Source organism: Paenibacillus sp. sgz302191, assembly GCF_057749925.1.
Genome location: NZ_JBYLHY010000003.1, coordinates 153,613 through 174,971 on the forward strand (window position 1 = coordinate 153,613; position 21,359 = coordinate 174,971).

Annotated in this window: 20 protein-coding genes; 5 read left to right on the top strand and 15 right to left on the bottom strand. The window is 52.2% G+C overall.

The window, feature by feature from the left end; all coding sequences use genetic code 11:
• Positions 1-20 precede the first annotated feature (20 nt).
• Genes AC3G2T_RS05540 through AC3G2T_RS05560 form a run of 5 tightly spaced genes read right to left on the bottom strand, consistent with a single transcriptional unit; the run spans position 21 to position 4,210 of the window.
• Positions 21-836 carry an ABC transporter permease gene (locus tag AC3G2T_RS05540; RefSeq protein ID WP_474679412.1) on the bottom strand — a complete coding sequence of 272 codons (816 nt, stop codon included), beginning with the start codon at positions 834-836 and terminating at the stop codon, positions 21-23.
• Positions 833-1,852: an ABC transporter ATP-binding protein gene (locus AC3G2T_RS05545; protein ID WP_474679413.1), complete on the bottom strand. Its 1,020-nt coding sequence runs from the start codon at positions 1,850-1,852 to the stop codon at positions 833-835. Before AC3G2T_RS05545 ends, AC3G2T_RS05540 begins: the two co-directional genes overlap by 4 nt.
• Positions 1,853-1,856: 4 nt before the next feature.
• Positions 1,857-2,276, bottom strand: a complete 420-nt coding sequence (locus AC3G2T_RS05550) for a DUF309 domain-containing protein (RefSeq protein WP_488434818.1) — start codon at positions 2,274-2,276, stop codon at positions 1,857-1,859.
• Between the two features lie 4 nt (positions 2,277-2,280).
• Positions 2,281-3,084 (bottom strand): GTP diphosphokinase, encoded by an 804-nt coding sequence (gene yjbM, locus AC3G2T_RS05555; protein ID WP_488434966.1) that lies wholly within the window; start codon positions 3,082-3,084, stop codon positions 2,281-2,283.
• A gap of 28 nt (positions 3,085-3,112) precedes the next feature.
• Complete coding sequence (locus AC3G2T_RS05560) at positions 3,113-4,210, bottom strand: quinone-dependent dihydroorotate dehydrogenase (protein ID WP_488434967.1); 1,098 nt, start codon at positions 4,208-4,210, stop codon at positions 3,113-3,115.
• 261 nt (positions 4,211-4,471) lie between these two features.
• On the opposite strand from AC3G2T_RS05560, the gene AC3G2T_RS05565 reads away from it, so the two are divergent.
• A complete protein-coding gene (locus tag AC3G2T_RS05565) occupies positions 4,472-4,606 on the top strand; it encodes a hypothetical protein (protein ID WP_474679415.1) in 135 nt (44 codons plus the stop codon).
• 120 nt (positions 4,607-4,726) lie between these two features.
• Here AC3G2T_RS05565 and AC3G2T_RS05570 read toward each other — a convergent pair whose 3' ends face one another.
• Together AC3G2T_RS05570 and AC3G2T_RS05575 are read right to left on the bottom strand one after the other, a co-directional pair.
• A complete protein-coding gene (locus AC3G2T_RS05570; RefSeq protein ID WP_488434819.1) occupies positions 4,727-6,307 on the bottom strand; it encodes a L,D-transpeptidase in 1,581 nt (526 codons plus the stop codon).
• A 252-nt stretch (positions 6,308-6,559) separates the two neighbouring features.
• On the bottom strand, positions 6,560-6,787 hold the full coding sequence (locus AC3G2T_RS05575) for a hypothetical protein (RefSeq protein WP_488434820.1): 228 nt from the start codon (positions 6,785-6,787) through the stop codon (positions 6,560-6,562).
• 477 nt (positions 6,788-7,264) lie between these two features.
• Between AC3G2T_RS05575 and AC3G2T_RS05580 the strand changes: the two genes are divergently transcribed.
• Entirely contained in the window at positions 7,265-8,140 is an 876-nt protein-coding gene (locus tag AC3G2T_RS05580) for a DMT family transporter (protein ID WP_488434821.1), read from the top strand.
• Between the two features lie 71 nt (positions 8,141-8,211).
• Here AC3G2T_RS05580 and AC3G2T_RS05585 read toward each other — a convergent pair whose 3' ends face one another.
• From AC3G2T_RS05585 to AC3G2T_RS05610, 6 genes are all read right to left on the bottom strand, one after another.
• Complete coding sequence (locus AC3G2T_RS05585) at positions 8,212-9,834, bottom strand: stalk domain-containing protein (RefSeq protein WP_488434822.1); 1,623 nt, start codon at positions 9,832-9,834, stop codon at positions 8,212-8,214.
• 33 nt (positions 9,835-9,867) lie between these two features.
• Positions 9,868-12,078, bottom strand: a complete 2,211-nt coding sequence (locus AC3G2T_RS05590) for a FecR domain-containing protein (protein WP_488434823.1) — start codon at positions 12,076-12,078, stop codon at positions 9,868-9,870.
• A gap of 13 nt (positions 12,079-12,091) precedes the next feature.
• Positions 12,092-13,948 carry a CHASE2 domain-containing protein gene (locus AC3G2T_RS05595; protein WP_488434824.1) on the bottom strand — a complete coding sequence of 619 codons (1,857 nt, stop codon included), beginning with the start codon at positions 13,946-13,948 and terminating at the stop codon, positions 12,092-12,094.
• Positions 13,949-14,091: 143 nt separating this feature from the next.
• Positions 14,092-14,325, bottom strand: coding sequence for a ferredoxin (locus AC3G2T_RS05600; protein WP_474679422.1), 234 nt, complete (start codon positions 14,323-14,325; stop codon positions 14,092-14,094).
• Between the two features lie 59 nt (positions 14,326-14,384).
• A complete protein-coding gene (mobB, locus tag AC3G2T_RS05605) occupies positions 14,385-14,888 on the bottom strand; it encodes a molybdopterin-guanine dinucleotide biosynthesis protein B (RefSeq protein ID WP_474679423.1) in 504 nt (167 codons plus the stop codon).
• A 4-nt stretch (positions 14,889-14,892) separates the two neighbouring features.
• Complete coding sequence (locus AC3G2T_RS05610; protein WP_488434825.1) at positions 14,893-16,200, bottom strand: DNA polymerase IV; 1,308 nt, start codon at positions 16,198-16,200, stop codon at positions 14,893-14,895.
• Between the two features lie 214 nt (positions 16,201-16,414).
• Here AC3G2T_RS05610 and cimA point away from each other — a divergent pair, with 214 nt between their 5' ends.
• Positions 16,415-18,034, top strand: a complete 1,620-nt coding sequence (gene cimA / locus AC3G2T_RS05615) for a citramalate synthase (protein WP_488434826.1) — start codon at positions 16,415-16,417, stop codon at positions 18,032-18,034.
• Between the two features lie 53 nt (positions 18,035-18,087).
• Here the strand turns inward: cimA and AC3G2T_RS05620 are convergent, their stop codons facing one another.
• On the bottom strand, positions 18,088-18,630 hold the full coding sequence (locus tag AC3G2T_RS05620; RefSeq protein ID WP_474679838.1) for a TlpA disulfide reductase family protein: 543 nt from the start codon (positions 18,628-18,630) through the stop codon (positions 18,088-18,090).
• A gap of 124 nt (positions 18,631-18,754) precedes the next feature.
• Here AC3G2T_RS05620 and AC3G2T_RS05625 point away from each other — a divergent pair, with 124 nt between their 5' ends.
• On the top strand, positions 18,755-20,059 hold the full coding sequence (locus AC3G2T_RS05625; RefSeq protein ID WP_474679426.1) for an MFS transporter: 1,305 nt from the start codon (positions 18,755-18,757) through the stop codon (positions 20,057-20,059).
• Between the two features lie 122 nt (positions 20,060-20,181).
• Positions 20,182-20,601, top strand: a complete 420-nt coding sequence (locus AC3G2T_RS05630) for a M67 family metallopeptidase (RefSeq protein WP_474679427.1) — start codon at positions 20,182-20,184, stop codon at positions 20,599-20,601.
• On the opposite strand, the gene AC3G2T_RS05635 is transcribed toward AC3G2T_RS05630, so the two are convergent.
• Entirely contained in the window at positions 20,595-21,329 is a 735-nt protein-coding gene (locus tag AC3G2T_RS05635) for an exonuclease domain-containing protein (RefSeq protein WP_474679428.1), read from the bottom strand. The two genes, AC3G2T_RS05630 and AC3G2T_RS05635, sit on opposite strands and share 7 nt — an antisense overlap.
• Positions 21,330-21,359 lie beyond the last annotated feature (30 nt).

A 21,359-nucleotide genomic window follows, 5' to 3' on the forward strand; every position in this document is an offset into this window, starting at 1 on the left:
GCCTATTTGTAACCGTCCGACTATCCGCCTACGGCTCCGTACTTCCGCAATCCGCGCTTCCATTCCCAGCGGTAGACGGCAGCGAGCACAACGAGCCACGCAAGTTGAATCGCAAATTGCTGGAATACGGCGGCGGAGCCTGCTTCCAGCTTGCCTGTCAACAGTTCGACGGGAAAACCGACCGTTCCGTAAAAAGGCAGCCATGAAGCGGCTTCTTCGATCCAGGACGGGAACATGGTAAGCGGGGCAAGCCGTCCCGCCAGAAACAAGTGGATGCCCTCAAACAGCGCGTAAATCGCCGTCGCCCGATTCGTCCAGAACGCGAGCAGCCCGAATTCAAACCCGATCAGGAAGCGCAGCGCCGAGGAAAGCAGGATCGCCAGCGCCGTGAGCAGGTAAGTTGCCGGAGTGCCGTCCGGCCTGAGCACAGGAAACAGCCAAGCCAAAACAATCCAGGCGGGGATGAGGAAAACGGCAAAAAACAGCTTATACACGAGATTTTGCGCAATGCTCCAATGAATCGGATGAAACGGCCGAACGAGTTTGGAAGACAAGGAGCCGTCCTGTATACTCGCATCCAGCTCCCATACGTCCCATGTGCTGGTCAACCGGTCAACGAGCAGCACGCCGAGAAAATACACGATATAATCGTGGGCGTCGTAGCCGGCGACAGACCCGCTGCCGCTGATGGAGAGCCAAACCGCTAGACTGACCAGCGGCTGAACGAACGCTCCGACCATCCAGATGACGCTTTCGCTCCGGTAGGCGAACATGACCGCCCATTCCATCTTCAGCAGCACTTTGTATTTGCTCCAAAACAGCCGTACAGCGTTCATCGCGCCCCACCGTCTTCTTCCGCTTCCGGCTCCGCTCCCGCTTCGAAAGCTTGCGAAATGACCGATTCCATCGACGGGTCCTCAATCGTCAGGTCAAGCACCTCAAAGTGCGTCAACAGATGTGCGGACAGCTCCGACACCTGCTCGCGGGGCACCTCCAATTCGGCTTTCGGAAAATCGTATGTAACGAGCCTGCCGCCCGAACGCTGCGCGGCATCGTCGATGTCCGGCCGCTGAACATGCCGGGCGAACTGCAATTGTATGCGCTTGTTCGGCGCATATTTGTCGATCAATCGGGCGATAGCTCCGTCGTAAAGCAGCCTGCCCCGGCCAATGACGAGCACGCGTTCGCAAAGCGCAGTCACGTCGGCCATGTAGTGGCTGGTCAGCAAAATCGTCGCTTTGTACTTGCTGTTGTAATCCTGGATGAAGCGGCGCATCACTTCCTGCATATTGACGTCGAGCCCGATCGTCGGCTCATCCAAAAAAACGATGCGCGGGCGATGCAGCAGAGCCGCAGCCAGCTCACATTTCATCCGCTCGCCGAGCGACAGCTGTCTCACCGGCTTGCGGATCACATCCTGGAGCTCAAGCAGCTGCACCAGGTCATCCAGCGTTTCCCGATATTCCTGCTCGGGAATTTCGTAGATCACTTTGTTGACCAAAAACGTTTCCGCTGCCGGAACGTCCCAAATCAGCTGGCTCTTTTGCCCCATGACCAGGCTGATCTGCTTTTTGAATTCCTTTTTGTGTTCAAAAGGAACGAAGCCGCCCACCTTCACGTCGCCGCCGGAAGGGTGGAGCAAGCCTGCCAGCACCTTCATCGTCGTCGTTTTCCCCGCCCCGTTCGGCCCCAGGAATGCTACGATCTCTCCTTCCGGAATGTGGAACGATACGTCGTCAACCGCCTTGACCGTCCGGAATTTGCGGTTAAATAAGCTTTTGAGGGACGCCGCAAAACCCGGCTCCCGCTCATGCACCTGATAATGCTTGCTCAGCCGGTGCACCTCAATCATCAAATCATCCCTCCTCGCCCGGAATAGGCGGATTTCGTTTCAGTTCCTCCAGCAGCTCCTGAAGACGCTCATCGACGATGCGAATGTCCAGATCATAAGGCTCGAAAGGCTCCTCCCGAATATGCAGCAGCTTGACCAGATACGTATGGCTGTCGCTTCTCAACCGCTGCAGATCGATGCCCAGGCTGTGAGCCGGGTAAGTTTCCAACTTATCCAGCCCGGCGGTGAACAGCTTGATGGAACCGCTTACGTTTCCGTTCGCATGATGATAGAGGCCTACCGCAATTTGCAGCAGACCTTGATAAAGAGGATTTCGGCCTTCTTCTAGCCAAAGCTCCTCCATAACCTCATGGCATTCGAAATAGTCCCGGGCTTCGTTAAAGTAGTACAAATATTGTACATATAAACGGTCGTAATGATTCATCGGATCAGGAATACTCCCCTTTTTTGGCTCTTGCGATGGCTGCCTCAAGTTCCGCCGACAGATCGCTTAAACGCCATACGTCCTCGTTTTCCCAAATTTCGTTGAAACGCAGCTGGAATTGCGCGGCTTCGCGGACCCGGTGATAAAAGTAAAGCTCCTGGATATGATTCAACACTTTGTTGACCAAGTTGGAATTATCCTCGAACATCAGCTGGGCTTCCACGATTTCATCGCGAATCAGGGACATTTCCCGATCCAGCAGGTATGCCGCCTCGGCGGCTTTGCTCAGACGGTTTCTGACATCCTCCGGCAGCGTTTCTTTATATTTATAATTGAGCGAATGCTCGATAGTCGCCCAAAAGTTCATCGCCAATGTGCGAATTTGCACCTCGGCGAGCACTCTCTTCATCCCCAACGCCGTTTGCACCGGATATTCGATAATAATATGAAAGCTTCTGTAGCCGCTTGGCTTTTTGTTCGTTATATAGTCTTTCTCGTACACGACAGACATATCCTGCCGGGCCCGAATCAAATCCGCCAACCGTTCGATGTCCTCCACGAATTGGCACATAATCCGAATGCCTGCGATATCTTCAATCCCGGATTCCAGCTGATCCATGGACACATTCAGCCGTTTGGCTTTCTCCAAAATGCTCGATATTTTTTTGACGCGCCCGGTCACGAATTCGATGGGAGAATATTCTTCTCTGCTTTTGAGCTCGCCACGGAGCGTCTTGAATTTAACTTTCAACTCTTCCACCGATTGTTCGTAGGGGATTAGAAATTTTTTCCAGTCTCGTCCATCCATCATACACTGCCCTCCATTCGTGATGAAGTCACTTATGATCCGCGCCTATTGCCTGGGAAATATGTGTGAATCCGTCCTTCTTAAGAAGTGCCTGCAGCCCTGTATTCAGACGGCTCAACAAGCCCGGACCTTCATATATCATCGCGGTGTACACTTCCACGAGGCTCGCTCCGGCCCGTATTTTGTCATATGCATCCTGTGCGGAAAAAATTCCCCCGGAGCCGATGATCGGCAGCTGGCCCTCCGTCAGCCGGTATACGCGGCGCACCACCTCGGTCGAGCGTTCGGTTAACGGCTTGCCGCTCAAGCCGCCGGACTCCAAACGTTTCGGATGGTTCGTCCCCGCTCTGCTCAGCGTCGTATTCGTCGCGATAATTCCGGATACTCCGCTGTCCCGGATCGTTTTTACTGTAAGCTCCAGTTCGTCGTCCGAAAGATCCGGAGCAATTTTGACCAATACAGGTTTGCCCGGATGGCGGTGCTTTTCCTGCTGCATCTGCATCTCATCGGTAACCGCATCCAGCAGCCTGCATAAATCGTTCCCATGCTGTAAATTACGCAAATCCGGCGTGTTTGGTGAGCTGATGTTCACCACAAAAAAATCGCCGTAAGGATACAGCGCCCGGATGCACGCCCGATAATCGTCCTCGGCATGCTCGTTGGGCGTTGTTTTGTTTTTGCCGATATTAATCGCTACCGGAATATCCCTTTTTCCCGCTTTCTGCAAGTTGCGGGCCATTTCTTCCACGCCGACATTGTTGAAGCCCATCCGGTTGATCAGCGCGTAATCCGCCGGCAGACGGAACAAACGCGGCTGCTCGTTGCCCGGCTGCGGCTTCGGCGTAATTGTGCCTACTTCCATAAAGCCGAAGCCAAGCTGGGAAAATCCTTTTACAGCCTTGGCATTTTTATCCAGACCTGCAGCCAGCCCGACGGGATTCGGAAAGTCGATCCCCCACAAATTTTGCGCCATCTGCGGCGCATAGCCGACGCCCCATACGGCCTTCAGCATCTGCTTGCCGCCGGGAAAAGCGCCTACCCCGCTTAAACCGTTAATGATCAGGTGATGCGCACTTTCCGGGTCCATCCGGAACAAAATCGGTTTGCCTAACGCTCGATACAACATGTCCATACACTCCGTTCTCCAATGACTCTAACAGTCAGTTTATCCGACAATGTCCATTTATGCAATCAACAGAACGGTTACAAAACCGTTTCTCGGGCCAATTTATGTTCACAAACAAAAATTCCCCGCAGCCGCACAATCTGCAAGGAACCTCATTTTACTCAAACTATAGCGCTAAGCTAAAACTTTCATATTCAAAGAATCGGGATTTTTGTGATAAAATAGGCATACGCTCAAAATCCAGAAGAAACGGGTGATCGCATGTCAAAAAGAAAAACCGCTTATGCCGGACGGAAAGCCAAAGACGAAGTGAACAAAAAGGCCATCATTTGGACAGGCTCTATCCTGCTCGCTGTTATTATAGCAATGACGGTGCTGCTTATTGTAAACAAATAGGCCGTTCGTTCGCTTATATCGATCCATTGATGCCTCACTTTTTGCAATCGCTTACTCAAACTCTGCGACAGAAGGTCCCTCTTTCGGAACTTCTGTCTGTTTGATTTGCCGGCAAGCCGATTAATCCAGCCATTTGTACTTTTTATTCGGATTGGAGTCATTCGTCTGCAGCGGGACACCGAACGCTTTGCCGGGGTTCCCTCTTCCCGCTCCGCCACCTGAGCCATCGTTCACGGAGCCGGGGGTATCGTCCGGGAGCAGCCCTTTTCCGATCGTTACTTTGGTTTGCTGCGGCGCCATATCGTACAATTCCTCCACATCCGCCTGCAGCATTCTCACGCAGCCGTGCGATTCGTCCTTCCCGACGCTGGACGGCTTGTTCGTGCCGTGAATCGCATACAGCGTATCGGAGAGGGTCATTCCTCTGCTGCCGAATTCTCCGTTCGATCTCCCGTTGGGATTGCGCACTTTTTCACTAATGACGAACTCGCCTTCCGGCGTTTTGTCGCCACCGAGCCCTACCGGGTAGCTGCGGAGTATATAATTCCCGCTAACCAGCGCCAGGCGGTGTTTGTCCGTGTCGATCACGATGCTCACCGGCTCTTGAAGCGGCGAAGTGGACGCTTGCTCAAGCGGCGTGCCGGCCGGACTTTGAGACGGAGCGGCGGTTGGAGTCGCGGCAGGCTCCACGGGCACCTGCTTCTCAGGCTTGCTCCCGGAGGGCTTCGCGCCGGCGCCGGCCCCGGCCAGTTCGCTTACGGTTTTCGGAAACATGGACTGCATCTCAGGCGTAATTCCCGGCAGCAAATTATCCGGATACGGTTGGGCAAGCTGTTCCGCCTTTACCGGCAAAGAGCCGGTCTTTTTTTGATACGCCAGGATCGCGCTTTTCAGGACGATGGCCTGCTCGCTCGATTGCACCCAGCCGTCGATCACCGGAGCCAGACGGGTGCCGTCGGATAATTGGCAGGAGCAAACTTGCGAGCTGTAATATCTCATGACGGCGCCGTAATCGCCGCTTCCCGAATTTTCGACGCCAACTACAGGCTGCAGCGGTTTATTCCACTGGATCCATTTGCCGTCCGGACTTTTGCCCGCTTGTACGATGAAGGACTCCGCCGCTCCTGCTCTTGAAGCGGACAGCATCTGTTTCATTTTCCCGCCCCAGTCTCCGTCGGAAAAATAAATTTTCATGTTCAGCGACGGCGTCTCGCCGGCAGCGGGATCCGTCTTCTCCCCTCCGGCTTGAGCCGGGATCGGGACCGGAGCTGGGGCTGGGGACGCTTGAACGGCGGCCGGAGACTGAACGACGATCTTGTTCTTGGCCGCATCGAAAGACTCCGTCACTACGATGAACGCCAGCAGCACCAACAGAGCGGCCCATCGCTTCTTGAACTTCATCGTACCGGCTTCGCCGGCTTTTTTATCGGCCTGCGCGGCTGCAGAATCGCCCACAGTCGGAAGGGGCCCTTCCAGGACGATTTTCTGGCGCTCGAAAGCTTCGTAAATTTCCCCGGACTGGGCGAAACAGTATGCGGCTTTACCCGCTTGCCCCTTCGCGGCATACTCTCTACCCAATAAATACCAAGCCATTTTATGATCGGGATGCTCTTTTACGTATTTTTTCAAGTACAGAGGATCTTCGAATGGATTATGCTGGAAAAATCGTTCGACTTGATCATTCCGATGATTCCCTTTCAAAGAGTTTTCCTCCTTTTTCTTCAAATAACTTTTTTCGAAACCGTTGAGAAAAATCGTCCGCTGGAGCAGTCTATCGCGATTTACGCGCTGAAAACCTGCGATTGTACGGAAATTCCGATAAAAATAGGGCCGAACTTTTGGAGCAGCCAAAAAATACATTTTTCAGGCTGCCCTAAACTACATAAGCGGGAGCCGGTCGCGCCTTCTGCCTGATTTAGCGAAGAAAACCTGCAAAAGTCTGGAGCTCGCACGTTAGAGGCAGCAACTGTTTGGCAAAGCAGTGTATGCCTGCAAAAGTGCAGCTTTTTTAGCGTTGATGCGCCGGCCACGACATATTCCTGCAATTGTGCAGGCTTTTCGCCGCGAATATGGGCTCAGGTTCATTTTCATCAAACATTCCTGCACAATTGCAGGTTTTTCACGAAAATGAACCATTTTCAAGGAAAAAACCTGCACTTTCGCAGGTTTTCTCCCTGTCAAGCCGCCTAGCCCCCCTCTACTTCAACTCAACAACCCGCGCAGGAGGGGGTGGCCTTCTTCTGCTCCGCAACCCGTGCAGGAGGGGCGTGGCCTTCTTCTACTCCGCAACCCGCGCAGGAGGGGCATTAGTCGGGAAAGAGCGGCTGTGTCCCTTAACGCGAGAGTTCCCGTATGCCCTGGACAGTGGCCAGGGCTTTCTCAACAACTTCTTCTTCCTGATTTATCGGCATCGGCCCCCGTAAAGTGAAGAAAAAAATGGGTATTGGCAATTTGTCTATTCAACAGGGTTGTTATTTGCTACTATTAAGCAATATTATTGCAGCTAAACTCGGACCAGAGGTGAAATCAAAATGTTTAAGGCTCCATTGTTTGAAAACGATGTACCAGCAGCACCTTTTCGCCCTTAGTGGAGTTAAGGTGACTGCATCTCTCCGTTAGGGGCTTCTTGACCTTAATTAAAAACGGAGGGTACAAAACATGAAAAATACCTTATTCGGTTCTATTTATTTAGCTTTAGCCGCCAGTATTTGGGGTGGCATGTACGTTGTTGTGAAAATTGTAGTATCAGTCATACCGCCACTGGAACTGGTTTGGATGCGCTATTTAGTGGCTATTGTCGCACTGCTCGCGGTCGGCTTGATTACACACCAGAAATGGCGGATCTACAAACGTGATTTCTTAATCATCATGGCTATCGGGGTTGTTGGTAACACGATTTCGATTGTTGCTCAGGAAATAGGTACAATGTTATCCTCAGCACAAATGGGAGCCATTATCACTTCGTCAACACCGGCATTTATGGTTATTTTTGCCCGCTTACTCCTTAAAGAACGGTTGAGTTTAAAAAAGGTGCTTTCTGTTTGTCTAGCTACAATGGGGGTTTTCCTCATTGTTGGATTCGGTCATTTGGAGTCGCCCAGTAAACTTGGCGGTATTTCTCTTCTTATAGCCGCTTTAACATGGGCACTCATGTCCGTACTTATAAAGCGTGTGCCGAGTAATTATTCGCAAATTGCGGTAACTTTCTATTCCATCTTGGTATCCCTAATTGTGCTTACTCCTTTTGTTTTGCCACGGTTACACGCATTGAATATCTCTCAACTGACTCACCCTGCTATTTGGGGAGGAGTCTTGTATTTGGGCGTTGTCTCAACCGCAGGTGGATTTTTACTGTGGAATCGTGGATTACAAATGCTTAACGCCTCAAGCGGGGGGCTATTTTTCTTCTTCCAACCCGTGGTTGGAATATTACTTGGATGGTTTATTCTAGGGGAGAACATAGATGTAACGTTTTGGATCGGCTCGATCTTAATTCTCATTGGAGTTTTATTCGTTATCAAAGAGAAAAAATAATATTTAAAAACCCCTTCAATTACGGTTGAAGGGGTTTTGCTTATGACGGGAATTGCCCTTTGACAGCACCGCTATTCGCTGTAAGACTTCGTACGCAAAATGACCGTTTGATTGGCCTGATCCCACTGCACGTCGAGACCGATTTGTTCGGCAAAGAACCGAACGGGAACATAAGTGCGCCCCTGCTTCATATATGGCGCCGCATCCGTCGCCTGGCTGACAGCCGGTTCATTTTTGACGATGCGCCTGACTCCCGTTTGTCCGAGCGCAAGCTCTACGGTTACATCGCCCTTGACCAACTGGACCGTCGATTGGCCGTTTTGCTCCGCATATTTGACCTCATAACCGAAAGCTTCGCCGATCGCTCTGACCGGAACCATCGTCCGGCCGTCCGCAAATTCAGGCTGAGCGTCAAAATCGATCCGTTTGTCCCCGTTTACGACTTTGATAGCCTCAGTGCCGTGAAGCCCTTGCGGAAGGCGGTACGCCGCCAGTTTACGGATTTTGTTGTTGTAAGCGTCCGCGATAACGACATTGCCCTGGGCAGTGACGAACACACCTGTCGGATTGTAAAAGGCAGCCGCGCTCTCCGTGCCGTCCGTTTCGCCCGTCTTCGCCGTTCCCGCGAGCGTCGTCACTTCGCCGCTGCGCAAATACCGGATCGCCTGATTCAAACTGTCCGCGATCAGCAAACCGCCGTCAGGCGTTACGGCCAAGCCTTTAGGAAAATTAAACTTCGCTTTCAGCGCCTGTCCGTCCGCGTAGTCCCCCGCTGCATACAGCGCATCCTTCTCATACAAGGCACTTTCGCTCGCAGGTGTGGAAGTTCCCGCAACCGTCGTGACGGTGCCGGCGCTCAGATCGATATATCGGATGCGCTGATTGCCCATATCGCTCACGTACAGGTTGCCTTTAGCGTCCAGGGCAAGACCCGACGGCTCGTTAAACTTGGCGGCGGACAGGCTTCCGTCCTGATAATCACCCGCAAAGGAAGCTTCGCCCGGCCTGATCTGAAGCGTGCGCGCCGAGGCCGCATTCAGCGTTGTCACCGTGCCGTCCGGCGCGATTTTGCGGATCGCATGATTCAACGTGTCCGCCACGTAGACAGTGCCGTCCGCAGCAGCAGCGATTCCGCCCGGCCGATTGAACTGCGCCTCTGCGCCTTTGCCGTCCTTGCTGCCGAGCGCCCCGCTGCCGGCCAAAGTCGTTACCTGGCCGTTCGTATCGATTTTACGAACGGCATTATTGCCGGCATCCGCTATGTACACATTCCCTTTCGCATCCACGGCTAAAGCCGCAGGTTCGCGAAAAAACGACTCGGATGCCTTGCCGTTCACGAACCCGCCTGTCGGAAAGCCTTGTCCGTCTTTCGTGACGACAAGCTCCGGCCCGGCGAACGTCGTGACTTGCCCGTCTTTAATTTGACGGATCAAATGGTTGCGCGTATCCGCCACAAGAATGCTTCCGTCCGGGAGCTGCGCCACTCCGCCGGGCGAACGGAATGCGGCCACAGCCGCTTTGCCGTTATGATCCGCAAAATCGCCGATGCCCGCAAGGGTCGTCACGTCGGCCATGATGCGCCCGTTGTCGGCAGCGATAGCATCGGCGGGCCAGCCGTCCGCCCAAGCCGTGGTGCCCGTCAGAAGAGCGGCGACGGTTATGGATGTAATCATAATCTGTTTTAGGGGTTTCATAGGCTTCTCCTTATCCGTTCGAATAGTGAATCGTTATCTCGGAAACTCGTAGTCTCTGCCGGTACCGATATGAATGTACAAAGGCTGAATGCTGATGTCCGTTACGGCATCCGTAGCATCTTTTTTAACCACTTTAATGTATCCTACCGCAATTTTCGCCAGTTCATCATTAGCTCCGAGCGGTTCGCTTCCGTAATTGATCCCGCGGAAAGGTATGCTGACTAATGTTTTCGTGCCGTCGACCGAAATGTTGCCGGAACCGGTGCCGAAGTTGGTCACGGCATACACCAATTCTTTCGTATACGTATTCGTCGCCGAATCGAACTGAACATATTCTTTGGCCGATTCCGCGCTTGTCGCCGAATTGAAGATGCTGGTGCCAGCGGGATGTTCGACTGGCGAATTGCCGGATGGAATATAATGGATTCCGCTGTAGTCCTCCGATCCGGACGTGCTGACGGATTTGCTCTTATAGAGCAAATGCAGCTCTACCGCATAAATCGAATTCGTCCCGGTAAAATTGCTCATATCGACATTAACATTGAACAAACTAGGCACATTCGGATTGCTGACTTTCGTCAAAGTTACGGCAGGAGGGCTCGCGACAGGCGGCTTGACTTCTTTGGTTACCGGAGCGCTCGTATTGCCGGCTGCATCCGCTGCTGTCACAGAAACGATGTCCCCGGCGCTGAGCGTAAAGCCGGATAGCAGATACGCGTAGAAGTAACCGTTACTAGCCGCCGTGCCCTCGGCGATTTTAGTGCCGTCCCGTTTTACCGTAATCGTAGCGTTCGCCTCGGTTTTGCCGGAAATATAGGTCAGATTTGCATATACGTCATCGATCGATTCGATAACCGGCGGGGTCGTATCCGGGGTTTGCCCGCCTCCGCTGCTTCCGCCACTGCTTCCACCGCTGCCACTGCTTCCGGAGCTGTTCGATGGGCCGGACGAACCGTTCTTCGCATCGTCATACCGCTTGATTTCTTCGGTAGTTTTGTCTTTTTTCCATGCTGCCTCCGCGGCCGCCTTTTGCTCCGCCAAAGCTTTCTCATTCGCTTCTTTAATTGATTTGTTGGTCGCCTCGACCGTTTTCAAAATATCTTGCAGCTTCTGTAAAAGCTCTTTCATCCTTTCCGCTTCCTGCTGTTCTTTCAATTTCTGATTTTCCTCGGCCTGCTGCAAAGCAATCAGCTTTTTCTTCTCCAGCTCAGGATCGGTCCCGGCCGATTTATCGAGGTCTTTCACTTTCTCCAGATCGAGCTTGCGGATTTCCGTCGGAATTTTTTTGTTCGCCTCTTCGATGATTCCGTTCATCTCGCTCTTGGAAACTTTGTTATCCTGCACCGCTTTTTTCGCGAAGTTTCCTATTAGATTATCGAGGTTTTGAATCACCCTGGACAGTTCGTCGGCATTTTTGATGACGAAGCTTCCATCGTTTTCCACCGGCTTGCCCTGCTCAATCTCCTGCTTTTTCTTCGCTATGAATTCATCGTTCTCTTTGTCGATGCTTGCCTTGTCTTTAATGATAGCGGCAATGACGTTGTTCGAAGCCTGGGCGACGATGCTGTCGAGATTGACAAAATCGACTTTCACCGACAAATCGTCCACCTCGTCGCGCGAATCGAGCGAGATTTGCTGGGTCGGGTATAAGTAGGTCAGCTTTTTCGTTTGCGTGTTATCCTCATTCGTCGTTACGGTCGTAGCGGCGATTTTGCCCGCGGCTACCGCCATTGTCGTCTTGCCTGTTAGGGAATCCACATTGACAAAAAAATGAGTTCCGCGGACGCCCATGACGGCGGTCGGCGTTTCGACTTCGAATTCGTCATCGACGCCGGCGAGCGATTTGACTTTGACCCACATCGAGCCTGCCCATACCCGTAGTTTCGATTTCTTTTCGCCACTGGAGCCGCTCAAATCGGAAATATTCACTTCGGCGTTGCCGCCGATCGTGACTTCGCCGTCACCGCCACTCAGGTTTAAAGTTGCCGATGAATCGCTCCCCGTATACAGGGTGTCCCCTTCATTCAAGCTCATGTCCTGGTAGGCGTCGTACGTACTGGAGCCTCCGCCTTTCTTAACGGTTACATCGCCGCTAATGGACGTCACCACCGCAATGCGAACCGTTTTGGCCGCAGCGGGAATGGCCAGCGCCGATGAAACGAGCGCAAACACCATGCAAAAACTTACAAATAAAGCCATGAATGATTTCTTGTTCAACCGATTGCCCCGCATGTTCAACTCCACACTGATTTCCTCCTCAGTTCTCTAAATGACCCAGCACTTCATGCACCATTACAGGCTTTTCTTTGCCTTTCACTTTAATCTCGCCGACAGGCTCGATATGAAACAGGCTCTTGACTCTTTCATAAGTGTTCTCGCTGATCAAAATTTGACCGGGCTTGGCGTTCGACTCCAGCCGGGCGGACAAGTTCACGGTATCGCCGATAGCCGTGTAATCCAGCCGCAAATCTTCGGAACCGATGTTGCCGACGACGGCCGGGCCGCTGTTAATACCCAGTCCGAACTTGACGCCGATGCCGTACTTCTCGATCAGCTTCCGCTCGAGAATGTCCGCCTGCCCTTTCATCTCGATGGCTGCGCGGACGGCCATTTCCGGATGATTCCCGTATTCGATCGGTGCGCCGAACATAGCCATAACGCCGTCGCCTATGAACTTGTCAAGCGTCCCGTTGAATTTGAAAATCGCTTTGGTACATACGTCCAAATACTCGTTGAGCACCTGAATGACCTGCTCCGGCTCGAGCCGTTCCGACATCGGGGTAAACCCGCGTATGTCCACAAATATGAGCGTTATGTCTTTGCGGCTGCCGCCGAGCTTCACATCTTCGCCGGACTGCAGCAGCTCGTCCACGACGGATTTGGAGACGAAGCGCCCGAAAATCCCGGTGACCCTGTTCCGCTCTTTGCGCTCAGCCAAATAGTGGCTCACTATCGAACCTATGTAAATAGTAACCAGAGCAAAAATCGGATAAATCATCGGCGCAAAAATCGAACCGATCGTATAGAGAGCAAACCACACTAAAATATACAAAATAAAGAGGCCGATAAAAATAAACAGCGCCGACTTCCCTCTGAATCTTTCAAATAAAACAATTGCCAGAATCGCCATGACGATAATGATAGCAATACCCGCAGACTTGCCGGTTTCCTTGTAAAACTTGCTCTCCAGCAAAGTCTGGATCATGTTGGCATGAATTTCGATTCCGAACATTTTGACGGAACTGACCGGGGTCGGGTACTCGTCCTGCATCGCGGTGACGTAAGGTCCGATCAGCACGATGGAGCCTTTCGGCAGCGGAATGCCGTTTTTGCTGTTCAGCAAGTCGATGAACGAAATCGTTTCGTATCCGGTATCCGTATCGATCGCCTGCCGCGGCTTCGAGTAATATTCCGTTGTCACCTGATTCCTTTCATTCGTCGGAATCACCTTATCGCCGCGCTTCCATTGCCCGGAAACGGCGTCTCTCTTGATTTTCTCGTTATCCGCAAGCACCAGATTGGCGAGCGCTGCGCTAAAAGCAGGTATGTATTGATTGTTCTCGTCAGGCAAGCCGACAGGCAGCATGCGCGCTTTTCCGTCTTTGTCCACGAAAACGTTAATATGTGCCATTTGAGTTTTGTTGGTGGATAAGGTGGCCGAGGGGTAATCGATCTTTTCCGGCACCAAATCTCCGGCGGATTGCTGTTTAGCGGGGTAATTAATTTGAATGGGCAGGATGACGTTATCGTATTTGGCGAGAACGTCGGCCAACGCTTTATCGTCAGCGGGGTTTTTGGAAGGTTCGGCCATGACGACGTCGACTCCGATTGCTGCTGCGCCGGACTGTTCCAGCTTCTCGATGGCCTGGGCGTAAACGGAACGGTCCCACGGGAATTTCCCGATCGTTTTCAGCGATTTTTCATCGATTTTGACGATTTTGATCCGGTCGTCCGGTTCGCGTTCGTCCGTCGACTTCGTTTTTCGCAAGAAATCTTGCAAAGGCTCCTCAATGAATGCCAGCTTCCCGCCAGAACCGGCAGTATACAAATATGTCGATAATAGTATCAACACAAGACCCGCGGCCAGAGGCTGTATCCAATTCTTCTTGCGCATAAGTTCCTCCTGTAAGCGTACTAGCTTTATTGTAAGTTGCAGCCTCCGAATTGGCAATCAATTGTTAACGGCTTCTACAAAACGTATCATTAAAAAAACCCGATCCCATAACTGGAATCGAGTTTTTTTCGACATTTTATAAATTAGTTGAATGGAGAGTCGGCAACTTTAATGGAGTCCGTTGGGCATCCATCCTGTGCATCCTGCAGATCGTCGAACAGATCTTCCGGAATTTCCGTTACGCCTTTGTTGCCGTCGCCTTCAAAGATAACTTCAGCCAGACCTTCATCGTCGTAATCGTAGATGTCCGGTGCAGTTGCCCCGCAAGCGCCGCAAGCGATGCAGGTCTCTTTATCAACCCAAGTATACTTTCCCATATTTGAACTCCTCCTCAAAATATCCTCACAGTAAAATATAATATAAAACCTTCTAAAGTTCAAACCTTAATATTGCTCGTCTGAAAGTGGGCTACGATAAAATCCGTCACTTCTGCTGCGTCGTTCAGGTTCAATAGCGGTAAACCCGTTTGGATATCCGGCAAGTCCGTTGCTGCGGCAATAGGCTCAGGGTCCAGCTTCCCGACGATCCGGCTCTGCTCGGCCGTGCGGAAAACAGCGATCTTCCGATGCTTCTCCGTTTTGAATCCTTCTATTAAAATGTAGTCCACATCGGGCAAAGCCCCTATGATATCGCGCAATCGGGGCTCCCGCTTCTTTTCGTACGTGTGCACCGCATCCGGCGATACGGTCACGACGGCATCGGCGCCCGCCCGGATAAAACGGCCCGAATCGGAACCTTCCGCTTCTTTATAATGTCCATGCGCGTCGTGTTTCAATACGGCCGCCGTATATCCGCGGCGCTGCAGCTCGCTCACCACTTTGGCGATCAAGGTCGTTTTCCCGCTGTTCGAATATCCGGCGAACCCGATAATATTGGCCATATGCCTAATCGCCCTCCTCCCGGTGAAGCGGATTGTTTTTCAAATGATCCATTTGCAGGGAAGTCCCGCGCCTCTTATGATTTCTGATTAGAGCGGAAGGATTGTCCCCGAGCATTCCCGCCGTCAAAATGGCGTCTTCGCCGTACTTGTCGCGCAGCTCGTCCATAATCCGGTTCAACTGGTCGCGGCGCGGCTGCTTCTCGTAATCGAACAAATCGAGCTGTATGGCCGTTTCTTCCTTGGCGGACAGACTTTGCAAAGTAATGCCGAGCAGACGGATCGGCCTGCCTTCCTCCCAATGGTGATCGAAAAGCTTGCACGCCGTCCGGTAAATATCGTCCATATGCTCGGTAGGCGTCTCCAACGTAACGGAACGCGTAATCGTCCTCATATCCGGATCGCGGATCGTAATCTGTATTGTGGATGAGACCAGCTTCTGCCTCCGCATCCGCCGCGCCACCTGGTCGGCAATGTTGAGAAATACGCGGTGCACCTCTTTGGGATCGGTAAAATCGCGCGGCAGCGTCGTCGTATGGCCGATCGACTTGCTCTGCTCCTGCTCCGGATTGACCGGGGAACGGTCTATCCCGCACGCCGCCTGCTTCAAATGCGGCCCCAAAATGCCGAAATGCTTGCTAAGCAGCTTCTCGTCCGCGCGCGCGAGCTGCCCGAGAGTGAGAATCCCCAGCTTCGTCAGCTTGTCCGCTGTCTTCCTCCCGATGCCGAACAAATAGTTGCACGGCTTGTCCCAGAGCACTTCGGGAACGTCACGCAGCCTGATAACCGAAATCGCGTTCGGCTTTTTCAAGTCCGAGCCCATTTTGGCCAAAAGTTTGTTCGGAGCGACGCCGATCGAACACGGAAGCTGGAGCTCTTCCATAATGCGCCCCTGGATGCTCCGCGCTATCTCCATAGGAGTGCCGAACTGCTTGGAACCTGTTATATCTACAAAACACTCGTCGATCGACATCGACTCGACTAAGGGCGAATAGCTGTAGGCAATTTGCATAAACCGCCGCGAGAAGGCCCGGTACAAATCGAAGTCCGGCCGAATGAGCAGCAAATCCGGGCACAGCTTCAGCGCCTGTCCCACCAGCATGCCCGTTCTAACCCCTTGGGCCCGCGCCGCGTAAGAAGACGTCACAACGATGCCTTTGCGCAGCTCGACGCTGCCTGCCACGGCGATCGGCTTGCCTTTGTACAGCTCCGGCTCGACCGCTTCGTGAACCGAGCAGTAAAAAGCGTTCATATCGATATGCAGAATGACTCTGCCATTCTTGGGATAATGCTGATGAGGAGGAATACCGCTCATAATCGCCCAATCGCTCCCTCTTCCGCAAAATGGGGCATTTCCATTTTCTGCATTACAAAAAAAACAAATTTCGAAGCAAACGTAATTTTGTCAGGTTGTGTCCTAACTATAGGAATTATGCTATAATTGTACTATATATATTTAGCGCTTTAAAGCACATTCATTTGCTTGTAAAGCATCGTCAGCCAGCTTTCAGCTGTTTAAGGAGGAACCCATGTCAACTTCAGTTAAAATCTTCGATACCACGCTGCGGGACGGAACCCAAGGCGAGGGAGTCAGCCTGTCCGTCGAGGATAAAATCAAAATCGCCCGCAAACTTGACGAGCTGGGTGTTCACTATATTGAAGGCGGATGGCCGGGCAGCAACAGCAAAGACATCGAATTTTTCGACCGCGTGCGCAGCATGACGTTCACCAACGCCAAAATCACCGCTTTCGGCAGCACAAGACGCAAAGACTCCAGAGCCGAGGACGACGTCAACCTGAACAGGCTCGTGGAATCCGGCGTCTCCGTCGCGACGATTTTCGGCAAATCGTGGGATTTCCATGTGCATACGGCGATTCAAACGTCTCTTGAAGAAAACCTGGCGATGATTTTCGACTCCGTTCGTTTTTTGAAAAGCAAAGGCCTTGAAGTCATATATGACGCCGAGCACTTTTTTGACGGATACAAAAACAATCCGGATTACGCGCTGCAAACGATCCGCAAGGCGCAGGATGCCGGAGCCGACTGGATCGTGCTGTGCGATACGAACGGCGGCTCGCTGCCGGGCGAGATCACTGCGATCGTGACGGCGGTGCAGCAGGACATTACGGCGCCTGTCGGCATCCACGCCCACAACGACTGCGAGCTTGCCGTAGCCAACAGTCTCGCCGCCGTACAAGCCGGGGCCAGACAGGTGCAGGGCACGATCAACGGTTACGGCGAACGCTGCGGCAACGCCAACCTGAGCTCGGTCATCCCCAATCTTCAGCTGAAGCTGGGATACGAAGTCATTTCCGGCGATCAATTGAAATCGCTGACGCAAGTATCGCGTTACGTAAGCGAAATCGCCAACATGCATATGCCGGTCAACCAGCCGTTCGTCGGCAATGCGGCATTTGCTCACAAAGGCGGCATTCACGTTTCGGCGATTTTGAAGGCTGCCAGCACCTACGAGCACATTACGCCGGAGCTGGTAGGCAACAAACAGCGCGTGCTGGTATCCGAGCTTGCCGGACAAAGCAACGTGCTTGTGAAAGCCCAGGAGCTTAACCTCGATTTCAATAAAGAGAATCAAAAAACGAAAGAAGTCATCGAAAAGATTAAAGATCTTGAGCATCAAGGCTATCAATTCGAAGGCGCGGACGCTTCGCTTGAGCTGCTGCTGCGGGAAGCTTTCGAAGGGCTTGAGGAAATATTCACCCTCGAATCGTTCAAGATGCTCGTGGAAAAAACGGCCAACCAGGCCGTCGTCGCCGAGGCGATCGTCAAAGTGAAAGTGCACGGCGAAACGATCTACACCGCGGCGGAAGGCAACGGTCCCGTCAACGCCCTGGACAACGCGCTGCGCAAAGCGCTCGTGCAGTATTACCCGGACATCGAGCAAATTCATCTGTCCGACTACAAAGTGCGCGTCCTCGACGAAAAAGACGCGACAGCGGCCAAAGTTCGCGTGTTGATGGAATCCACCGACTTCAATTCGACCTGGAATACGCTCGGCGTTTCCAGCAATATTATTGAAGCAAGCTGGTACGCTTTGGTCGACAGCTTGCGCTACGCGCTGCTGGGCCGAACAAGGGTCGAGCCGGTGAACAAAGAGCACCAGGAAAGACTCGGACTGGTCAATCACTAAAACAAGAAAGCTGCAAACAGCCTGATGATTCAGCGCTTTTTGCAGCTTTTTCTTTAGTTTTTGATCAGGCCCGCGATCTTTTTGTCCAGCTCTTTGGGCGATACGACATGGATCACCTCGCGAATAACGCCCTGCTTGTCGATCAAAAAGCTGGTCGGGATCGCAATAACCCCGTATGTATCCGCATTCGTCCCCTGCTTGTCGAGCAGCACCGGGAACGGAAATTTGTACTCCTCCACAAACTTCTTAATATTGTCCATCTTATCTCCGGGCGTTACGTTAACCGCATAAAGGTCGAACTGCCCCTTATATTTGTTGTACACGTTCACCAAATCCGGCGCTTCTTCCTTGCAAGGCCCGCACCAGGATGCCCAAAAATTGACCAGCATCGGCTTGTCCCGTTGACCGCCGACCGTATATTCTTTGCCGTCAAGCCCGTTCAATGCGAACGGCGGTGCCAGAAAATTCGGTTTGGCCGCCTGTTCCGTAGGCAAAACCGTTTCCTGATTCGCATGATCTACGTTTTGATATACGGCAAATCCCGTCAGAAACACAACAATCGCCAGTATGAGCGCATTCCTTTTCAATGTTTGCACCTCCACTGTCTATATTATCTCCAATTGCGCCGAAATTCCAACATCTGAAAACGAAAAAAAAGAATGACATTGCCTGGACAAGGAGACAGTAAGATTACATTGTTGTACGGGAAGGAGTCGCACCATGGAAAAAACAAAAACAAGAAGGCTCAATATCGCATTCGAAAGCGAAGTTCCTGACCAACCGGTTCAGCGCACCAAGCAGGACAGCGGAGGCGGCAAGCAAGGGCAGCAAATGAAAGGCATGATCTGGCAGTTCATCGCCATCGCGACGATCCCTTTAGTGCTCGTGCTCGGCAATTCCATGCTCGTCCCGATACTGCCGGAGCTGCAAAATCAGCTCGGTATCTCGCGCTTTCAAAGCAGTCTCGTCATTTCCCTGTTTTCCGTAACCGCCGGACTCATTATTCCGATTTCCGGTTATTTCTCGGATCGGTTCTCGCGCAAAGCCGTGATTATACCTTCGTTGATCATATACGGGGCTGCAGGCGTCCTGGCCGGCTTCGGAGCAATTTGGAAGTCATATACCGTACTTATTATCGCCAGGGCCATTCAAGGCCTGGGAGCCGCAGGAACAGCTCCTATCGCGATGGCTTTGGTCGGGGATCTATACAAAGGAGCAACCGAAAGCAAAGCCCTCGGCCTAACGGAAGCGTCGAACGGCGCCGGAAAAGTGTTAAGCCCGATTGCGGGATCGCTGCTCGCCTTGATCGTCTGGTACGCGCCTTTTTTCGCGTTTCCGGCGTTTTGCGCGTTATCTTTGCTTGCTGTCATTTTCATCATCAAAGAACCGAAAAAAACGAAAGAACCGCAAAAGCTAAAACCCTACATCGGGCAAATCGGCAGCATCCTCAAGCAAAAGGGCAGATGGCTCATCACTTCCTTTTTCGCCGGTTCATTAGCGTTGTTTATTTTGTTCGGCGTCCTGTTCTATTTATCCGACATCTTGGAAGGCGCGCCATACAACATTGACGGTGTGAAAAAAGGCCTTGTCCTCGCCATCCCGCTGCTGGGCATGGTCGTCACCTCGTACACAACCGGGGCGCTGATCAAAAAAAACGGCACCTTAATGCGCTGGCTGATGAACATCGGGCTTTTGTTGATGACCGTATCGCTCGGCCTAACCATATTCTTTTTCTCCAACCTGTATGTATTTATCGGTTTATTGACCTTAAGCGCCGTAGGCACAGGCTTGCTGCTGCCCTGCCTGAACACGATGATTACCGGCTCGGTCGAAAAGGAGCAGCGCGGCATGATCACATCCATCTACAACAGCCTGCGGTTTATTGGTGTCGCTTTCGGGCCGCCGATTTTCGAATGGCTGATGAAAATATCGAATCAGACCGTTTTCATCACCGTTTCTTCGCTCTCGCTGATCACGCTGGGCCTCGTCTTCTTCCTGATCAAACCGCAGGGCAAAATCAGCTAGGAGTATGCACAAAAGTAACTCCGTCGGACAGACTCCCAGTCAGGCTCCCCGCTCCCCCGGGAGTCTGTTTTTTTTGATGCCAACCTTGTATAATGCGTTGTATCATGAAGGAGGGAGAGCCGATGCACGTCCGCATCCAAAAAAGCTTATACGAACATCTGATCGCCACCTGCAAAAAAGCGCTTCCAAACGAAGCGTGCGGTTTCCTGACAGGCATTCGCTTGGCGCACGGCTTCGAAATTTCCTCCATCATTCCCGTCAGCAATCAAGCCCTGCAGCCTGAGCGCCGTTTTGAGATGAGTCCCGCGGAAATTATCCCCCTGCTGCTAAAACCGGATGCAAATGTTGTCGGCATCTATCACTCCCACCCCGCAGCTCCGGCCGCGCCTTCGCAAGAAGATCTGTCCACGCTATGGCATACCCTGCCTACGTATTGGATTATATCGCTGCAGGACGAACGCAAGCCCGAAATCGGCGTGTTTCAAATAAAAAAAGCCGCCCCGATCTCCTTTCACAAACTTGCGTTTGCGATCGATCAGTGATGGCTTAACAAAGCGTACAAATCTCCGAGCGTGTCGACATCTCTGGAGCGGATTTCTTCCATAAACCTGGACCACAGCTTCGCCGTCATCAAAGAATCCTCAAGCGCATGATGGCGCTGGGTAACCGGAATTTCGTACGCATCGAGCAGAGCGTCGAGGCTCAAATCTTTCCGCTTCGGCATCAGCCATTTGGCGATCATCATCGTATCCAGCACCCGGTGGGAAAGGCTGACTTTGGATGTTCTCCATAATGCCGCATTCAAAAAGTTTTTATCATGGCCGGTCGCATGGGCGACAAGCACTTTTTGCCCGACAAACTCTAGAAAATCCCGCAAAACCTGGATCAAATCCGGCGCATCCGCGGCCATTTCATTCGTAATTCCGGTAAGCCGTATGATGTCATCCGGTATTTTTCTTTTGGGATTGACCACACTGTAAAAAGTTTGATCCTCCATAATTTGACCGCCGACTACGGATACCGCGCCAAAAGAAATAATTTCGTCCCCGTTATAGGGTGCAAAACCGGTCGTCTCCAAATCAAACACAACGAGCTCCATCGAATGAAGCGGCATATCAAAAAGAGAATTTTTCCGCTGCTCCTTGAGCATCGAGCGAATAAACGCCATCTGCTGCGCGCTTTGCACATCAAACATGGAAGTAATGGCAGGCGTCAGGCCTCCCATTTTATACAAATGCCACATACGACCCGCAGGGCGCATGTCCTTCATCGCAATTCACTCCTTTCTGCCTTATCCGAT